Below are 14,307 nucleotides of genomic sequence, written 5' to 3'. Positions count from 1 at the left end.
AGGCCGCGTAGTCAGGCGCGCTCCACGGCCAGCCGGGCGGCGAGGCCGGCAAAGACGGCGGCAAAGCCGCGGCTCATCCACTTCAGCACCCGTTCGCTGTTCAGAAGATAGGCGCGGGCTTGGGCGGCGAACAACCCGTAGAGCATAAAGATGGCAAAAGTCATCGCCATGAAAACCAGGCCCAAAACCGACATCTCCAGCGTGGCGCTGGCGGGATTCCCGCTGAGGAAGGGCGGCAGCAGAGCCAGAAAGAACACCGACAGTTTGGGGTTCAAGATGTTGATCAGCGCCCCGCGCCAGGCGATTTTCCAGCCGGGCTGGGTGGTGCGTTTGGAATCCACGGCCAAAACACCGCCGCTGCGCAGCGCCTGCCAGGCGAGATACAGCAGATAGGCGACGCCCGCCGCCTTGACGATCTGAAACAGTACGGCGGAGCTGTGCAGGACGGCGGCCAGCCCCAGGGTGGCGGCGGCGAGGTGGGGAACGATGCCGAAGGTGCAGCCGACCGCCGCCCAAATGGACGCGCGCCAGCCTTGGCCAAGGCCTAGGGCCAGCGTGTAGATGACCCCTGTGCCGGGGGCGAGGACGACAACAAATGCAGTGATCAGAAAGTGCAGCGTAATCATGAATGCAGCTCCAGAAGAAATACCCAGGGATTAATGCGTAACATGATTAGCCCGCGGCGGGTGTGTTTTCTGTAATCTGGATTGCACCCGGCGGGGAGATTATGCGGACTGCCGCAAAACGCGTGGCACCTTGAACTCCACGGTTTCGACAGCGGTTTCCACGACCTCGACGGTCACGTCATAGCGGGCGCGGAAGGCGTCGATCACCTCGTTGACCAGCAGTTCCGGAGCGGAGGCACCGGCGGTGATGGCGACGGAGCGGATGCCCTCCAGCGCGCGCCAGTCGATGTTATCGGCGCGCTGCACAAGCTGGGCGTAATTGCAGCCGTTCTTGGCGCCAACCTCGACCAGGCGGCGGGAGTTGGAGGAGTTGGGCGCACCGACCACCAGGAGAGCGTCGGCCTTGGGGGCCACCGATTTCACCGCCTCCTGGCGGTTGGTGGTGGCGTAACAGATGTCTTCCTTGTGCGGGCCGATGATGTTGGGAAAGCGTTGTTCCAGCGCCGCGACGATTCCCTTGGTGTCATCGACAGACAGGGTGGTCTGGGTGACATAGGCGAGGCGGTCCGGATCGCGGACCTCTACCGTGGCCACGTCCGCTGCGGTTTCCACCAGCAGCACTTCGCCCTCGGGCAGCTGGCCCATGGTGCCGATGGTTTCCGGGTGGCCCTTGTGGCCGATCATGATCATCTGCAGGCCGTTTTCCGCGTGGCGCTGCGCCTCGATGTGCACCTTGGAGACCAGCGGGCAGGTGGCATCGACGTAGATCATTTCACGCGCTTCGGCCGCGGCGGGCACCGATTTAGGCACACCGTGGGCGGAGAAGATCACCGGCCGGTCATCGGGGCATTCGTCCAGCTCCTCGACAAACACCGCGCCCTTTTCGCGCAGGCTGTCGACCACGAACTTGTTGTGCACGATCTCGTGGCGGACATAAACCGGCGCACCCCATTTGCTGATTGCCATTTCGACAATCTTGATGGCGCGGTCTACGCCGGCGCAGAAGCCGCGCGGCGCGGCGAGGTAAAGGGTCAGGGCTGGCTTGGTCATGGGCGTCTCCTTGCGGGCCAGAGGTAAGCGGTTCAGGCGGCAAGGTCCAGTGCCCGGGCGGCATCACAGGTTTGTGATTGGAGGTTCCTGCGGGGGAAGGCGGCAAAAGCCCGCCTTGGACAGCAAAAGGCACAGCAACAGGCATGAGGGCAGCATGAAGCAGGTGATTGCCTTTACCGCTGCGGCCGGGGTGGCAGCGGCTGCGTATTACTGGCTGGCGGAGGCCGATCCGCGGGCAGGCGTGATCTTGCCCTATCAGGATCCGGAAGCGGTGGCTGCTGGGCAGGTGATTTATCTGGACCACTGTGCTAGCTGCCACGGAGAGGACTTGCAGGGTGAGCCCAATTGGCAGCAACGGGACAGTGAAGGCTATCTGCCTGCACCGCCGCAGGATGAAAGCGGCCACACTTGGCATCACCCGGACGCTCAACTGCTGGAGATCACCAGGCACGGCGTCGCCCAGCTGGTCGGCAATGGCTACCGCAGCCGCATGGGCGGCTACGCCGGTGTGCTGACTGAGGAGGAGATGCTGGCGGTGCTGGCCTATATCAAAAGCCGCTGGCCCGAAGATATAATCGCCCGTCACAACCAGATAAACAGCCAGGCGGTCGATTGATTTGGTCCGGAGCAGGCGCCGCCCCATCTGGCGCCTTGCTCCGGATATGAAGCGGTTGCTTCTGCTTAGCCGTGCGCGACGGTTGCCGAGCGCTGGTCGCTCTGCTCGCGCGGCGGGCGGCCGATGACGTCGCGCAGCTCTTCCAGTTCGATGAAGTTGTCGGCCTGGCGGCGCAGATCGTCAGAGATCATCGGCGGCTGGCTGCGGATGGTCGAGACCACCGAAACACGCACGCCCTGGCGCTGCAGGCTGGCAATCAGCGGGCGGAAATCCCCATCACCCGAGAACAGCACGATATGGTCCACCCGCGGTGCCAGCTCCATGGCATCAACGGTAAGCTCAATGTCCATGTTGCCTTTAACTTTGCGGCGGCCCAGGCTGTCCGTGTATTCCTTGGCCGGTTTGGTGACCATGGTGAAGCCGTTGTAATGCAGCCAGTCAACCAGCGGCCGGATCGGAGAATATTCGTCATTCTCCAGCAGGGCGGTGTAATAAAAGGCGCGCAGCAGCTTGCCGCGGCGCATGAATTCCTGCCGCAGAAGCTTGTAGTCGATGTCGAACCCGAGCGCCTTGGCCGCGGCGTACAGGTTAGACCCGTCTATGAACAGCGCGAGCCGTTCGTCTTTGTAAAACATTAAATGTTCCTTCCGGTATATCCGCCTCGGCCGGGTGTCCGTGAGTGAGTGCTTGAAATCGGCGAAACGGGTGGACTTAATGTAAGTTATTTGTCATCTGCCGCAAGTATACTGCCATTCTGAAATAGGGTCAAAAATGGCCGCAAACCGGAACCTGTCGCTGATCGCGCTTGGCGGAAACCTGCCAGTTGACGCTAATGCGCCGCAAGTCACGTTGTCAAAGGCCATTTCCGCCCTGCAGGCGGAGGATTTGGGGCTGCGCAGCGTCTCGCGCTTCTTTCTTACGCCCTGTTTTCCGGCCGGAGCAGGCCCGGATTATGTGAACGCCGCGGTTGCGGTGGAGACCGCCCTGACCGCGGACGCTCTGCTGGCGCGGCTCCATGAGGTTGAGGCGCGGTTTGCCCGGGTGCGGGAGCAGCGCTGGGGAATGCGCACGCTGGATTTGGATCTGCTGGATCACGGCGGCGCAGTTCTGCCGGACGCCGCGGGGTACGCCCGCTGGCACGGGCTGCCGCTGGAGCGGCAGATGCAAGAGGCGCCGGGGCAGCTGATCCTGCCGCATCCGCGCATACAGGACCGGGCCTTTGTGCTGGTGCCGCTTATGGATATCGCGCCGCGCTGGCGGCATCCGGTGCTGCAGAAAACAGTGGCTGAGATGCTGGCGGACCTGAAGCCGGAAGAGGCGGCGGAAGTTGTCCCCCTGTAACCCGTGCGATGCGTCGTTTTCCGCCCTTGTCAAGAGAAAGATTTGGGCGTAAATGTCTGCCTTCTGGACCAGGAATGAATTGGAGAGTCGCTGATGGCCCGCGTGACGGTTGAAGATTGCGTAGACAAGGTGCCCAACCGCTTTGAGCTGGTAATGCTTGCAGCGCATCGTGCCCGCGAGATCTCGGCTGGTGCCCCGCTCACCGTTGAGCGTGATAACGACAAGAACCCGGTCGTGTCCCTGCGCGAGATTGCCGAAGAGACCCAGAGCGCCGACGAACTGCGCGAGCGTCTGATCGAGAGCAACCAGACCCAGATCGAGGTTGACGAGCCGGAAGAGGATTCCATGGCTCTGCTGATGGGCGCGGATGGCGACAAGCCCGCCGAAGACGACATGTCGGAAGAGAAACTGCTGCGCGCACTGATGGAGGCCCAAGGCCAGGGCTGAGGCGCGCGTCTGGAATTTGAGGCTGCGGACCGGACATGATTTCCCCTGACGACCTGATTGCTCTGGTCCGCAACTACAATCCCAAAACAAATGCGGAACGGATCGCCGAGGCCTATGCTTTTGGTGAACGGATGCATGAGGGGCAGTACCGCCACTCGGGCGAGCCCTATTTCACGCATCCGGTGGCCGTCGCCGCGATCCTGACTGAACAGCGCCTGGATGATGCCACCATCATTACCGCGCTGCTGCATGATACCATCGAAGACACCAAAGCCTCGTACGAGGAAGTCGCCCGCCGCTTTGGCGGCGAGGTGGCGATGCTGGTCGATGGTGTCACCAAGCTGACCAATCTGCAGCTCAGCAGCCGCGAGACCAAGCAGGCGGAAAACTTCCGCAAGCTCTTCATGGCGATGTCCAAGGATCTGCGGGTGATCCTGGTCAAGCTCGCCGACCGTCTCCACAACATGCGCACGATCAAGGCGATGCGCCCGGAAAAGCAGGCCCAGAAGGCGCGCGAGACCATGGATATCTATGCGCCGCTGGCTGGCCGTATGGGTATGCAGTGGATGCGCGAGGAGCTGGAGGACCTGGCGTTCCGGGTGCTGAATGCCGAGGGGCGACAGTCGATCATCCGCCGCTTTGTGACCTTGCAGCGGGAGACCGGTGACGTCATCCACCGGATTACCGGCGACATGCGGCTGGAGCTGGAAAAGGCCGGGATCGAGGCCGAGGTCTTTGGCCGCGCCAAGAAGCCCTATTCGATCTGGCGCAAGATGCAGGCCAAGGATCAGGGCTTTTCGCGGCTCTCCGACATTTATGGATTCCGGGTGATCACCGGGTCCGAGGAGGATGCTTACCGCGCGCTGGGCGCCATTCACCAGCGCTGGCGAGCGGTGCCGGGCCGGTTCAAGGATTACATCAGCCAGCCGAAGTCGAACGGCTACCGCTCGATCCACACCACCGTTTCGGGCCGCGACGGCAAGCGGGTTGAGGTGCAGATCCGCACCCGCCAGATGCATGACGTGGCAGAGACAGGGGTGGCGGCGCATTGGTCGTACCGTGATGGCGTGCGTTCGGAAAACCCCTTTGCCGTCGACCCTGCCAAGTGGATTGCCTCGCTGACGGAGCAGTTCGACGCCGAGGACGATCACGACGAATTCCTCGAAGCCGTGAAGCTCGAGATGTATTCGGACCAGGTGTTCTGTTTCACCCCCAAGGGCGACGTGATCAAGCTGCCTAAGGGCGCGACGCCGATCGACTTCGCCTATGCCATCCACACCCGGATTGGCCATGCCTGCGTGGGGGCCAAAGTGGACGGTATCCGGGTGCCGCTGTGGACCAGGCTGCGCAATGGCCAGTCGGTGGATGTGATCACCGCCGAGGGCCAGACCCCGCAGGTGAGCTGGCTGGAAATCGCCACCACCGGCAAGGCCCGCACAGCCATTCGCCGGGCGCTGCGCGAGGCGGACCGGGCGCGGTTTGTGAAACTGGGGCATGAGCTGGCCCGCTCGGCGTTTGAGCATGTCGGCAAGAAGGCGACTGACAAGGCGCTGGAAACCGCGGCCCGCGCGCTGCGGGCCAGCGGCGTGAACGAGCTGCTGGCAAGGCTGGGCGCGGCCGAGATCACCGCGCACGACGTGGTGCAGTCGGTCTATCCGGAACTCACCACCTCCGGCGATGGCGATGAGATTTCCCCGCGCCGGGCAGTGATCGGTCTGGAGCCGGGTCAAAGCTTTGAGCGCGCGCCCTGCTGCCAGCCGCTGCCGGGTGAGCGCATCATCGGTATCACCTACCGCGGCCGCGGCGTTGTGGTGCATGCCGCCGATTGCGACAAGCTGGGCGAGTTCGAGGACCAGCCGGAACGCTGGATGGACGTGCAGTGGCACAGCGGCACCCACCCGGCCGCCTATGGCACCACGCTGGAGCTGACAATCGGCAATGATGCCGGGGTGCTGGGACGCATTTGCACATTGATCGGCGAGAAAAAGGCCAATATTTCGGACCTTGAATTTGTTGACAGGAAACCAGACTTTTACCGGCTTATGATCAATGTGGAGCTGCGGGATGTGGAGCAGCTGCACTCGCTGATGCTGACGCTTGAAGCAGAAAGCGATGTTGCCGCGGTGGCGCGGTTCCGGAACAAGCCGGAAGAGCGCCATTTTCCGGGGTAAGCCGCTGAAACTCTGAGCCGGAACTGAGAAGGACGGACAGCTTTGGTATTCAGGCGCCGGGACAGACGTTCGCCCATCCGGGCGCTGGCGGATTTTGTCTGGCCGCGCGGCGGCTGGGGCCGGGCCTTCCTGTACGTGAAACACCGGGTGCGGCGGCTGCCCGATTCGCCGGAACGCATTGCCCGCGGCATCTGGGCCGGGGTGTTCACCACCTTCACGCCATTTTATGGCCTGCATTTCGTGGTGGCGGCGATCATCGCCCGGGTGATGAATGGCAACATTCTTGCGTCGCTCAGCGCAACCTTCTTTGGCAATCCTCTGACCTATGTGCCGATCGGGGTGGCCAGCCTGCAGACGGGCCATTGGCTTCTCGGTACCGAATTCGACGAGGAAGTCGACAAGTCCCTGGTGGGCAAGTTCCTCGCCGCTGGCGGCGACCTCAAGGACAACCTGTTTGCATTGTTCATGGACAAGCCTGCCGACTGGCAGGGGCTGCACCTGTTCTTTAACGAGGTGTTTTACCCCTATATGATCGGCGGCATCATCCCGGGCATAATCTGCGCCACGGTCTGTTATATGCTCAGCCTGCCGGTGATCCGGGTCTACCAGCAGCGCCGCCGGGCCAAGATCAAAGCCAAGTTCGAGGCCATCAAGCAGCGCGCCGAGGTCAGCACCGGCTCCTGAGGCAGGCTGCCGGATTGTACCATTATTGCCTGCAGGCTTGCTCTTGCCCGCCGTCTGTCTAGTCTTTGGGTTAACGCTTTGACTTCAGACGGATGAGACAGCTCTCATGATACAGAACCAACTGCGCCTGGGCGTGAACATCGACCATGTGGCGACGGTGCGCAACGCCCGCGGCGGGGCCTATCCGGACCCGGTCCGCGCTGCAAAGCTGGCGGAGGAGGCGGGTGCCGACGGCATCACTGCCCACCTGCGCGAGGACCGCCGCCATATCACCGACGCCGATATCGACGCGCTGATGAAGGCGCTTACCGTGCCGCTGAATTTCGAGATGGCGGCGACGGAGGAAATGCAGAAGATCGCCCTGCGCCACAAGCCGCACGCGGTCTGCATCGTGCCGGAAAAGCGCGAGGAGCGGACCACTGAGGGCGGACTGGAAGTGGCCCGCGAGGAAAACCGCCTGGCCCATTTCATTGCGCCGCTGCGCGATGCGGGCTGCCGGGTGTCGATCTTCATCGCTGCCGACAAGAAACAGATCGAGGCGGCGCACCGGATCGGTGCCGAGGTGATCGAGCTGCACACCGGCGCCTATTGCGATTTCCACGCCGACGGCAAGTTTGCTGAGCGCGACCGCGAGCTGGAGGCGCTGCGGGAGATGTCGGTCTATGCCCATTCGCTGGGGCTGGAAGTGCATGCGGGGCATGGCCTCACCTACGAGACCGTGCAGCCGGTCGCGGCGTTTCCGGAGGTGAAGGAACTCAACATCGGCCATTTCCTGATCGGCGAAGCCATCTTTCGCGGGCTAACCCCGGCTGTGCAGGAGATGCGCCGCCTGATGGATGAAGCGCGGGGGTGATGGGGGCATGCAAGTCAATCTGATCCGTTATGGGCTTCTGTGGATGGCGGCCTCCGTCGGGATGCTGCTGCTGGGGCTGCTGCTGGCGCAGTTCGGGGTCGGGATGCCAGCCGGTCTCGCGACCGTGCTGCCCCCGATGTTTGCCTCGGTGCTGGAGGGGATGCGCATCGCGCAGGCAACCCGGGCGCCGCTGGCGGCCAAGACGGCCTGGGTCAACGCGGCGGCAATGACCGGAGTGGTGGCGGTGCTGACGATTGTCCAGCTGCCGCTCTACTGGAACAATCCGCTGATGATCGAAGCACGGCAAACGATCCCACCCCTGTATCTGGCAGGCGTTTGTGTCCTGCTTCTGGCGGTCATCCTGATGGTCAACCGCCTGTTCCTGGGCCATGGCATCAAGCTGGGTTTGAAGCGGCTGGAAGAATGATCCTGGGTGTCGGAACCGATCTTGCCAATATCGAACGCATCCAGCGCACGCTGGACCGGTTCGGCGACCGGTTCCGCAACCGGGTGTTCACGGAAGTGGAACAGCGCAAGGCCGAGCGCCGCCGCGATGTGGCGGGCACCTATGCCAAGCGCTGGGCCGCAAAAGAGGCCTGCTCCAAGGCGCTGGGCACCGGCCTGCGCATGGGAATTGCCTGGAAGGACATGGCAGTGTCCAACCTGCGCACCGGCCAGCCGGTGATGCATGTGACCGGCTGGGCCGCCGACCGGCTGCGCGAGCTGACACCGCCCGGCCATGAGGCGGTTATTCACGTGACATTGACCGACGACCACCCCTGGGCGCAGGCCTTTGTGGTGATCGAGGCGCGCCCGGCCGCCAGCGACCCGGCGGAATCACCTTCGGGAACTTGACTTGCCCCCCTCAGGCCCGCATGTAGCCCCGGACCCTGTTTCCAAACCGGAGAGCCTGATGACGGCCAAAGCAAAGACCGGCAGTTCGATTCTTGAGACGATCAAGACCATCGTCTACGCGCTGCTGATCGCCGGTGTCTTCCGCACCCTGTTTTTCCAGCCCTTCTGGATTCCGTCCGGATCAATGAAGGAAACCCTGCTGATCGGGGATTTCCTGTTCGTGAACAAGATGGCCTATGGCTATTCGTATGCGTCCTGCCCCAGCGTGCGCATCGGGGCGGTCGGGCTAAACATCGACGCTAAGGATATCTGCGGCTTTCTGGACGGTGACAATACGCGCCTGATGGGCGGCGAGCCGGAGCGCGGTGATGTGGTGGTGTTCCGCCACCCGGTCAACGGCAACGACTTCATCAAGCGGCTGGTCGGCCTGCCGGGCGACAAGATCCAGATGAAGAACGGCGTGCTGTTCATCAATGGCGAGCCGGTCAAGCTGGAGGATGCAGGCCAGTTCGAAGAAGTGATGGAACGCCAGGGGCCGCAGGGCTCGTTCCCGCGCTGTGAAAACGCGCCGGTGGGCCAGGGCGCGATCTGCAAAAAATCGCGCAAGCTGGAGACCCTGCCGGGCGGCAATGAACATATCGTGCTCAACATCACCAATCAGGGCATGGATCACACCGGCGTCTACCAGGTGCCGGAAGGCCACTATTTCTTCATGGGCGACAACCGGGACAATTCCTCGGACAGCCGCCTGCCGCAATCTGCCGGCGGGGTTGGCTTTGTGCCCTATGAAAACCTGATCGGCCGCGCCGACCGGATTATGTTCTCTTCCGCCGGGCGGTCCATGCTCTATTTCTGGACCTGGCGCAGCGACCGTTTCTTCAAGGGGATCGAGTGAAACTGTCCAAAGAATTGCGCGCGTTTGAGGAGCGGATTGGGCACAAGTTTGCCCGCCCCGACCTGTTGCAGCGCGCCGTGACCCACGCGTCCGTGTCCTCGCCCAACCGCAAAGACAACCAGCGGCTTGAGTTCCTGGGCGACCGGGTGCTTGGACTCGTGATGGCGACCGCGCTGCTGGAGCACGACAAGACCGCCACCGAAGGCCAGCTGGCGCCGCGCTTCAACGCGCTGGTGCGCAAGGAAGCCTGCGCCGATGTCGCCAAGGAGATCGACCTTGGCGCAGTGCTGAAGCTGGGCCGTTCCGAGATGATGTCGGGCGGGCGGCGCAAGCAGGCTTTGCTGGGCGATGCAATGGAGGCGGTGATCGCCGCTGTCTACAAGGATGCGGGCTTTGACGCCGCGGCCGAGATGATCCTGCGCCTGTGGGGCAGCCGCATCCATCAGGTGGAAACCGACGCGCGGGACGCCAAGACCTCGCTGCAGGAATGGGCGCAGGCGCGCGGGCAGAAGGTGCCCATTTACGTAGAGGTTTCCCGCAGCGGCCCGGACCACGCGCCGGTCTTCACCATCGCCGCGCGCTTGCAGGATGGCACCGAGGCACAGGCCACCGCAGGCTCCAAACGGCAGGCGGAGCAGGCCGCCGCCAAGGCGCTGCTGGAACAGCTCGGTTAGGCATTCAGGCCACGCGGATATAACCTGCGAGGCCGGTCTTCTGGTGCTCGATCACGTGGCAGTGAAAGGCCCAGTCGCCCGGATTGTCGGCGACCAGGCCGATCTCTGCAACCTCGTCTTTCAGCAGCAGCAAGGTGTCCGTCACCAGCGGCGGCAGCTGGCGCAGGTTGGAACTGATTGGAATGAACGCCAGCCCGTGCAGGTGAATCGGGTGCAGGTTCGGAGATTCGTTTCTCAGCCGCAGCACATAGCTCTTGCCCCTCTCCAGCACGGCCAGCGGCCCGGTTCCCTTGGCGGCATCCCCGGCCCAGGGCGTGCGGTTGATCGACCAGAAGCTGTAACCCATTGAACCGCAAAAGCCGTCATATGGCGGTCCGCCTTCCGGCGTCCAGCCAAAGACGAAATCATGCACTTCTGCCTCTGCCAGATCCGGCCGGGAAACCGGATTAACGGGCAGTGGCTTCAGCTCCCGCAGGTCACGCGCCAGGTTTGCGCCAACTGAGCGCAGCTGCGCCATGATGCGGGCGGGCTGGCCCGGCAGCTCTGCCAGCAAGTCCGCTGTCTGCCCCTCACCCGCGGGCATCCGCACAGCGAAATCCACCCGCTGTCCGGGAGCGACCAGCAGCGGGTCCTTGGCAGAAGGCAAGGGCAGCTCCACCTCCACCGGATGCCCGTCCCAGGCAATGATTCGCGCCTGGTCCGTGCTGAGATGCAGCTTGTAGATCCGGGTGGTGTCGGTGTTCACCACCCGCAGCCGTACCAGCCCGCCCGCTGGATGGTCATAGACCGGCGCCTGCAGCCAGTTCGCGGTCAGTACATTGCCATGTGTTCCGCCCCGCGCCGCCCCGCGCGCGGTGTAGTAGGGCAGGAAGGCGCCGTCCTCATCCAACCGGAAATCCCGCAGATTGATCACCTGATCACTGTCAAAGCCGGGGTCCTCAGGTTCCTTGATCACCATCACCCCGGTCAGCCCATGCGCCATCTGCGCCATGGTCATGCAATGCGGGTGATACCAATAGGTGCCGGCATCCGGCGGGGTGAAAGCGTACTCAAAGCTCTCCCCGCCCGCGATCGGCATCTGGGTCAGATAGGGCACCCCGTCCATCGCATTGGCAATCCGCAGCCCGTGCCAGTGCATTGCTGTGTAATCCTCGGTGCCATTGACCACCCGCAGCCGCATCGGCTTGCCCTGGGTGCCATACAAAACCGGCGGCGGCGCATCTGGTGACAGGCTCACCAGCCCCTGGGCCGGCGTCTCACGGAAAGCAAAGCTGGCAGGTTGGATGGTCAGCTGTTGCGCAGCTGGCGCACCCGCGAGGCTCCATCCCCCCGCGCCAAGCGCTCCGGCAGATGCGGCAGTTCCAAGCAGAAAATCACGGCGGTTCATCGGGCAGGCCTCCTGTCATGCAATCAAAGAAAGGCCTGGCTGGCGGATCGGCTTGGCGCTGCGGTTCTCCCATGCCCTCTGCCACAGGTCTTTGACATAGGGCAAGCTTGTGCGACCGTGGCTGAGACCCCGTTTCAAAACGCCTCTGGCCCCTGTGGGTAAAATCCTGTAGAGGCACTGATCTGCAAACAGGACCAGTACAGATGACCACACGCGCCGGATTCGTTGCCCTGATCGGAGAGCCCAACGCGGGCAAATCCACCCTTCTGAACCGCATGGTCGGGGCCAAGGTCTCGATCGTGACCCACAAGGTGCAGACCACCCGCGCCCGTATCCGCGGTGTGGCGATGGAGGGTGACGCGCAGCTGGTGTTTGTCGACACCCCCGGCCTGTTCAAGCCGCGCCGCCGCCTGGACCGTGCAATGGTTGCCGCCGCCTGGGGCGGCGCAGCGGATGCCGACGTGGTCGTTCTGATGGTCGAGGCCCACCGCGGCATCACCGAAGGTGTTGAAACCATCCTCGAAGGCTTGTCGGAAATCGGCGAAGGCCGCACCGTGGCGCTGGCGATCAACAAGATCGACAAGGTGCCGGCCGAAAAACTGCTGGGCCTCGCCCAGGAGTTGAACAGCCGCTACGCCTTTGCCGAAACCTTCATGATCTCGGCAGAGCGCGGCCATGGCGTCGACGACCTGCGCCAGTGGCTGGCGGGCAAGCTGCCGGAAAGCCCCTGGCTCTACCCCGAAGACCAGATCGCCGACCTTCCGATGCGGATGATCGCGGCGGAAATGACCCGCGAAAAGCTGACCCTGCGCCTGCACCAGGAGCTGCCCTATCAGCTGACCGTCGAAACCGAGAAATGGGAAGAGCGCAAGGACGGCTCCGCCCGCGTTGACCAGATCATCTATGTGGTGCGTGACGGCCACAAGGGCATTGTGCTGGGCAAGCGCGGCGAGACCATCAAGGCCGTCTCTCAAGCCGCCCGCGCCGAGCTGGAAGAGTTCCTGGGCCGCAAGGTGCATCTGTTCCTGCAGGTAAAGGTGCGCCCGAACTGGCTGGAAGAGGCCGAGCGCTATTCCGAAATGGGCCTCGACTTCAAGGACGGCAATTGAAACGCAGGTCCTTGTTTTTCCTCTTGCCTGAAAAATCCCCGCCGGAGGCTCCCGTACTCTCCCTGCACGCTCAGGCCGGAGACGGCGCGGCATGACCCGCCTAACGGCCCGTTTCTGGGTTGATGCATACTTGGCCCGTCTGCGGTTTCAGGACATCCCGGCCTTCATCACCGCGCATGGCGACGACACCGCTGGCGCGGTGCTGGTCAAGCTCAATACGCTGGACGGTCAGGCCCGCGCCTTTCACCGGACCTTTGACCTGATGACCGGCGACCGCATATGGGATGAGCTGGCTGCCGGGCCCGAAGGCGACGTTGACGGCTCCATCCGCCGCCAGCGGGACTTCGACCCGGATCTCTGGGTGATCGAGGTCGAAGACCGCTCCGGCCGCCATCTGCTGGACGAACCGGGGCTGGAGTGACGCTGCCGCTTGCAGGCTGGGCTGCAATGCGTTCTGCTGGGGCAGACCGGATGACAGGGAGGCCCGCCTTTGGAGTGGCGTGATCACGGCATATTGCTATCGATGCGCCGCCACGGCGAAAGTTCGGCAATCATAGACGTCTTCACCGAGGAGCACGGCCGCCACGCGGGCGTGGTGCGCGGCGGGGCCAGCCGCAGGATGGCTCCGGTCCTGCAGCCCGGCGCTCAGCTGGACGTGACCTGGCGGGCGCGGCTGGAGGACCATTTGGGCAGTTATCACGCCGAACCCCTGCGCAGCCGGGCGGCGGCGGCTCTGTCCGGGCGGCTGGCGCTGGCAGGGCTGAATGCGGTCACGGCGCTGCTGGCCTTCTGCCTGCCGGAGCGGGAGCCGCATCCGGACCTTTATGTGCGCAGCGAAAGACTGCTGGATCTGCTGGAGCACGAGGACCTCTGGCCGCTCGCTTATCTTCAGTGGGAACTGGCACTGCTGGAGGAGGTGGGTTTTGGCTTGGACCTGTCCGCTTGTGCGGTGACCGGCAGGCTGGCCGGGCTGGCATTTGTCTCGCCAAAGACGGGCCGGGCTGTTTCACGTGAAGGCGCCGGGGAGTGGGCGGACCGGCTCCTGCCGTTGCCGCCGGTGTTGCTGGGCCAGGGCGATGCAGAGGATACCGAAATCCTCCAGGCCCTGCGGACCACCGGCTATTTCATGGAAACACACCTGGCGCCATCCCTGGGCAGCCACCCGTTGCCAGAGGCGCGCGGGCGTCTGATGGATCTGCTCAGCCGCCGGCTGTGAACAGCATCTCGCGCCCCTGGCCGCTGGTGAGGATCAGCACGTCCCCGGAAACTTCCGCCAGCGTCATTTCCTGCAACGCCTGCAGGAAAGCGGCTTCAGCTTTCAGGCCGGGGCAGGCCACCCGTGTTACGGCAAGGGCCTCGACCGAGAACCAAGGATAAGGCGCGGTTTGTTTACCCGTGAAGCTGTTGCAGGGTGCCTGACCCTCAATGGTTCCGGGCTCCGGGAAGCGCAGGCTGGCGGCGGCGGTATAGGCCGTGCCATCAATGCTTTGCAAACGCCATAACTTATCCGCGGCCCCGTAAGCCGACAGGGTTTCGTCCCCTGTGCAGGCCGAAAAGAGCAGCAAGGCTGGCAGCACGAAGAGACGCAGCATGAGCATT

At 63.5% G+C, this 14,307-nt stretch carries 18 protein-coding genes; 13 read left to right on the top strand and 5 right to left on the bottom strand.

Annotated elements, in window-relative coordinates:
- Nucleotides 1-11 precede the first annotated feature (11 nt).
- Together AC4HIX_RS17025 and ispH are read right to left on the bottom strand one after the other, a co-directional pair.
- Nucleotides 12-626, bottom strand: coding sequence for a LysE family translocator (locus AC4HIX_RS17025; RefSeq protein WP_490399846.1), 615 nt, complete (start codon nucleotides 624-626; stop codon nucleotides 12-14).
- 99 nt (nucleotides 627-725) lie between these two features.
- The gene (gene ispH, locus AC4HIX_RS17020; RefSeq protein WP_490399845.1) at nucleotides 726-1,676 is read right to left on the bottom strand and encodes a 4-hydroxy-3-methylbut-2-enyl diphosphate reductase; all 951 of its coding nucleotides are present in this window, start codon (nucleotides 1,674-1,676) and stop codon (nucleotides 726-728) included.
- A 154-nt stretch (nucleotides 1,677-1,830) separates the two neighbouring features.
- Between ispH and AC4HIX_RS17015 the strand changes: the two genes are divergently transcribed.
- Nucleotides 1,831-2,292 carry a c-type cytochrome gene (locus tag AC4HIX_RS17015; RefSeq protein ID WP_490399844.1) on the top strand — a complete coding sequence of 154 codons (462 nt, stop codon included), beginning with the start codon at nucleotides 1,831-1,833 and terminating at the stop codon, nucleotides 2,290-2,292.
- A gap of 65 nt (nucleotides 2,293-2,357) precedes the next feature.
- Here the strand turns inward: AC4HIX_RS17015 and AC4HIX_RS17010 are convergent, their stop codons facing one another.
- Nucleotides 2,358-2,927 (bottom strand): LabA-like NYN domain-containing protein, encoded by a 570-nt coding sequence (locus tag AC4HIX_RS17010; protein ID WP_008555764.1) that lies wholly within the window; start codon nucleotides 2,925-2,927, stop codon nucleotides 2,358-2,360.
- 136 nt (nucleotides 2,928-3,063) lie between these two features.
- Between AC4HIX_RS17010 and folK the strand changes: the two genes are divergently transcribed.
- The 9 genes from folK to rnc all read left to right on the top strand — a co-directional run bounded on the left by folK (nucleotide 3,064) and on the right by rnc (nucleotide 10,212).
- Nucleotides 3,064-3,633 (top strand): 2-amino-4-hydroxy-6-hydroxymethyldihydropteridine diphosphokinase, encoded by a 570-nt coding sequence (folK, locus tag AC4HIX_RS17005; RefSeq protein WP_490399843.1) that lies wholly within the window; start codon nucleotides 3,064-3,066, stop codon nucleotides 3,631-3,633.
- 93 nt (nucleotides 3,634-3,726) lie between these two features.
- Entirely contained in the window at nucleotides 3,727-4,080 is a 354-nt protein-coding gene (gene rpoZ, locus AC4HIX_RS17000) for a DNA-directed RNA polymerase subunit omega (RefSeq protein ID WP_475049209.1), read from the top strand.
- Nucleotides 4,081-4,115: 35 nt separating this feature from the next.
- The gene (locus AC4HIX_RS16995) at nucleotides 4,116-6,251 is read left to right on the top strand and encodes a RelA/SpoT family protein (RefSeq protein ID WP_475049211.1); all 2,136 of its coding nucleotides are present in this window, start codon (nucleotides 4,116-4,118) and stop codon (nucleotides 6,249-6,251) included.
- 42 nt (nucleotides 6,252-6,293) lie between these two features.
- Nucleotides 6,294-6,935 (top strand): DUF2062 domain-containing protein, encoded by a 642-nt coding sequence (locus AC4HIX_RS16990; RefSeq protein ID WP_490399842.1) that lies wholly within the window; start codon nucleotides 6,294-6,296, stop codon nucleotides 6,933-6,935.
- Nucleotides 6,936-7,041: 106 nt separating this feature from the next.
- Complete coding sequence (locus tag AC4HIX_RS16985; RefSeq protein WP_490399841.1) at nucleotides 7,042-7,788, top strand: pyridoxine 5'-phosphate synthase; 747 nt, start codon at nucleotides 7,042-7,044, stop codon at nucleotides 7,786-7,788.
- A 7-nt stretch (nucleotides 7,789-7,795) separates the two neighbouring features.
- A complete protein-coding gene (locus AC4HIX_RS16980) occupies nucleotides 7,796-8,215 on the top strand; it encodes an ABZJ_00895 family protein (protein ID WP_490399840.1) in 420 nt (139 codons plus the stop codon).
- Nucleotides 8,212-8,643, top strand: coding sequence for a holo-ACP synthase (acpS, locus tag AC4HIX_RS16975; RefSeq protein WP_490399839.1), 432 nt, complete (start codon nucleotides 8,212-8,214; stop codon nucleotides 8,641-8,643). The genes AC4HIX_RS16980 and acpS overlap by 4 nt, the downstream gene beginning before the upstream one ends.
- A 58-nt stretch (nucleotides 8,644-8,701) precedes the next feature.
- Nucleotides 8,702-9,538, top strand: coding sequence for a signal peptidase I (gene lepB, locus AC4HIX_RS16970; RefSeq protein ID WP_475049215.1), 837 nt, complete (start codon nucleotides 8,702-8,704; stop codon nucleotides 9,536-9,538).
- A complete protein-coding gene (gene rnc, locus AC4HIX_RS16965; RefSeq protein ID WP_475049217.1) occupies nucleotides 9,535-10,212 on the top strand; it encodes a ribonuclease III in 678 nt (225 codons plus the stop codon). Before lepB ends, rnc begins: the two co-directional genes overlap by 4 nt.
- A gap of 4 nt (nucleotides 10,213-10,216) precedes the next feature.
- Here the strand turns inward: rnc and AC4HIX_RS16960 are convergent, their stop codons facing one another.
- A complete protein-coding gene (locus tag AC4HIX_RS16960; protein ID WP_490399838.1) occupies nucleotides 10,217-11,599 on the bottom strand; it encodes a multicopper oxidase family protein in 1,383 nt (460 codons plus the stop codon).
- Between the two features lie 203 nt (nucleotides 11,600-11,802).
- On the opposite strand from AC4HIX_RS16960, the gene era reads away from it, so the two are divergent.
- From era to recO, 3 genes are all read left to right on the top strand, one after another.
- A complete protein-coding gene (era, locus tag AC4HIX_RS16955; protein ID WP_490399837.1) occupies nucleotides 11,803-12,708 on the top strand; it encodes a GTPase Era in 906 nt (301 codons plus the stop codon).
- Between the two features lie 91 nt (nucleotides 12,709-12,799).
- Nucleotides 12,800-13,129 (top strand): DUF1491 family protein, encoded by a 330-nt coding sequence (locus AC4HIX_RS16950; RefSeq protein WP_490399836.1) that lies wholly within the window; start codon nucleotides 12,800-12,802, stop codon nucleotides 13,127-13,129.
- A 69-nt stretch (nucleotides 13,130-13,198) separates the two neighbouring features.
- A complete protein-coding gene (gene recO, locus AC4HIX_RS16945; RefSeq protein ID WP_490399835.1) occupies nucleotides 13,199-13,924 on the top strand; it encodes a DNA repair protein RecO in 726 nt (241 codons plus the stop codon).
- Here recO and AC4HIX_RS16940 read toward each other — a convergent pair.
- Entirely contained in the window at nucleotides 13,908-14,300 is a 393-nt protein-coding gene (locus tag AC4HIX_RS16940; RefSeq protein WP_490399834.1) for an META domain-containing protein, read from the bottom strand. The genes recO and AC4HIX_RS16940 overlap by 17 nt on opposite strands.
- Nucleotides 14,301-14,307: the final 7 nt, after the last annotated feature.

Source organism: Leisingera sp., from assembly GCF_982940295.1.
This window is presented reverse-complemented; position numbering and strand designations above follow the sequence as displayed.

Coding starts and splice junctions, on each gene's coding strand:
- AC4HIX_RS17025 (WP_490399846.1), bottom strand. CDS start 626: ATGATTACGCTGCACTTTCTGATCACTGCATTTGTTGTCGTCCTCGCC.
- ispH (WP_490399845.1), bottom strand. CDS start 1,676: ATGACCAAGCCAGCCCTGACCCTTTACCTCGCCGCGCCGCGCGGCTTC.
- AC4HIX_RS17015 (WP_490399844.1), top strand. CDS start 1,831: ATGAAGCAGGTGATTGCCTTTACCGCTGCGGCCGGGGTGGCAGCGGCT.
- AC4HIX_RS17010 (WP_008555764.1), bottom strand. CDS start 2,927: ATGTTTTACAAAGACGAACGGCTCGCGCTGTTCATAGACGGGTCTAAC.
- folK (WP_490399843.1), top strand. CDS start 3,064: ATGGCCGCAAACCGGAACCTGTCGCTGATCGCGCTTGGCGGAAACCTG.
- rpoZ (WP_475049209.1), top strand. CDS start 3,727: ATGGCCCGCGTGACGGTTGAAGATTGCGTAGACAAGGTGCCCAACCGC.
- AC4HIX_RS16995 (WP_475049211.1), top strand. CDS start 4,116: ATGATTTCCCCTGACGACCTGATTGCTCTGGTCCGCAACTACAATCCC.
- AC4HIX_RS16985 (WP_490399841.1), top strand. CDS start 7,042: ATGATACAGAACCAACTGCGCCTGGGCGTGAACATCGACCATGTGGCG.
- AC4HIX_RS16980 (WP_490399840.1), top strand. CDS start 7,796: ATGCAAGTCAATCTGATCCGTTATGGGCTTCTGTGGATGGCGGCCTCC.
- acpS (WP_490399839.1), top strand. CDS start 8,212: ATGATCCTGGGTGTCGGAACCGATCTTGCCAATATCGAACGCATCCAG.
- lepB (WP_475049215.1), top strand. CDS start 8,702: ATGACGGCCAAAGCAAAGACCGGCAGTTCGATTCTTGAGACGATCAAG.
- AC4HIX_RS16960 (WP_490399838.1), bottom strand. CDS start 11,599: ATGAACCGCCGTGATTTTCTGCTTGGAACTGCCGCATCTGCCGGAGCG.
- era (WP_490399837.1), top strand. CDS start 11,803: ATGACCACACGCGCCGGATTCGTTGCCCTGATCGGAGAGCCCAACGCG.
- AC4HIX_RS16950 (WP_490399836.1), top strand. CDS start 12,800: ATGACCCGCCTAACGGCCCGTTTCTGGGTTGATGCATACTTGGCCCGT.
- AC4HIX_RS16940 (WP_490399834.1), bottom strand. CDS start 14,300: ATGCTGCGTCTCTTCGTGCTGCCAGCCTTGCTGCTCTTTTCGGCCTGC.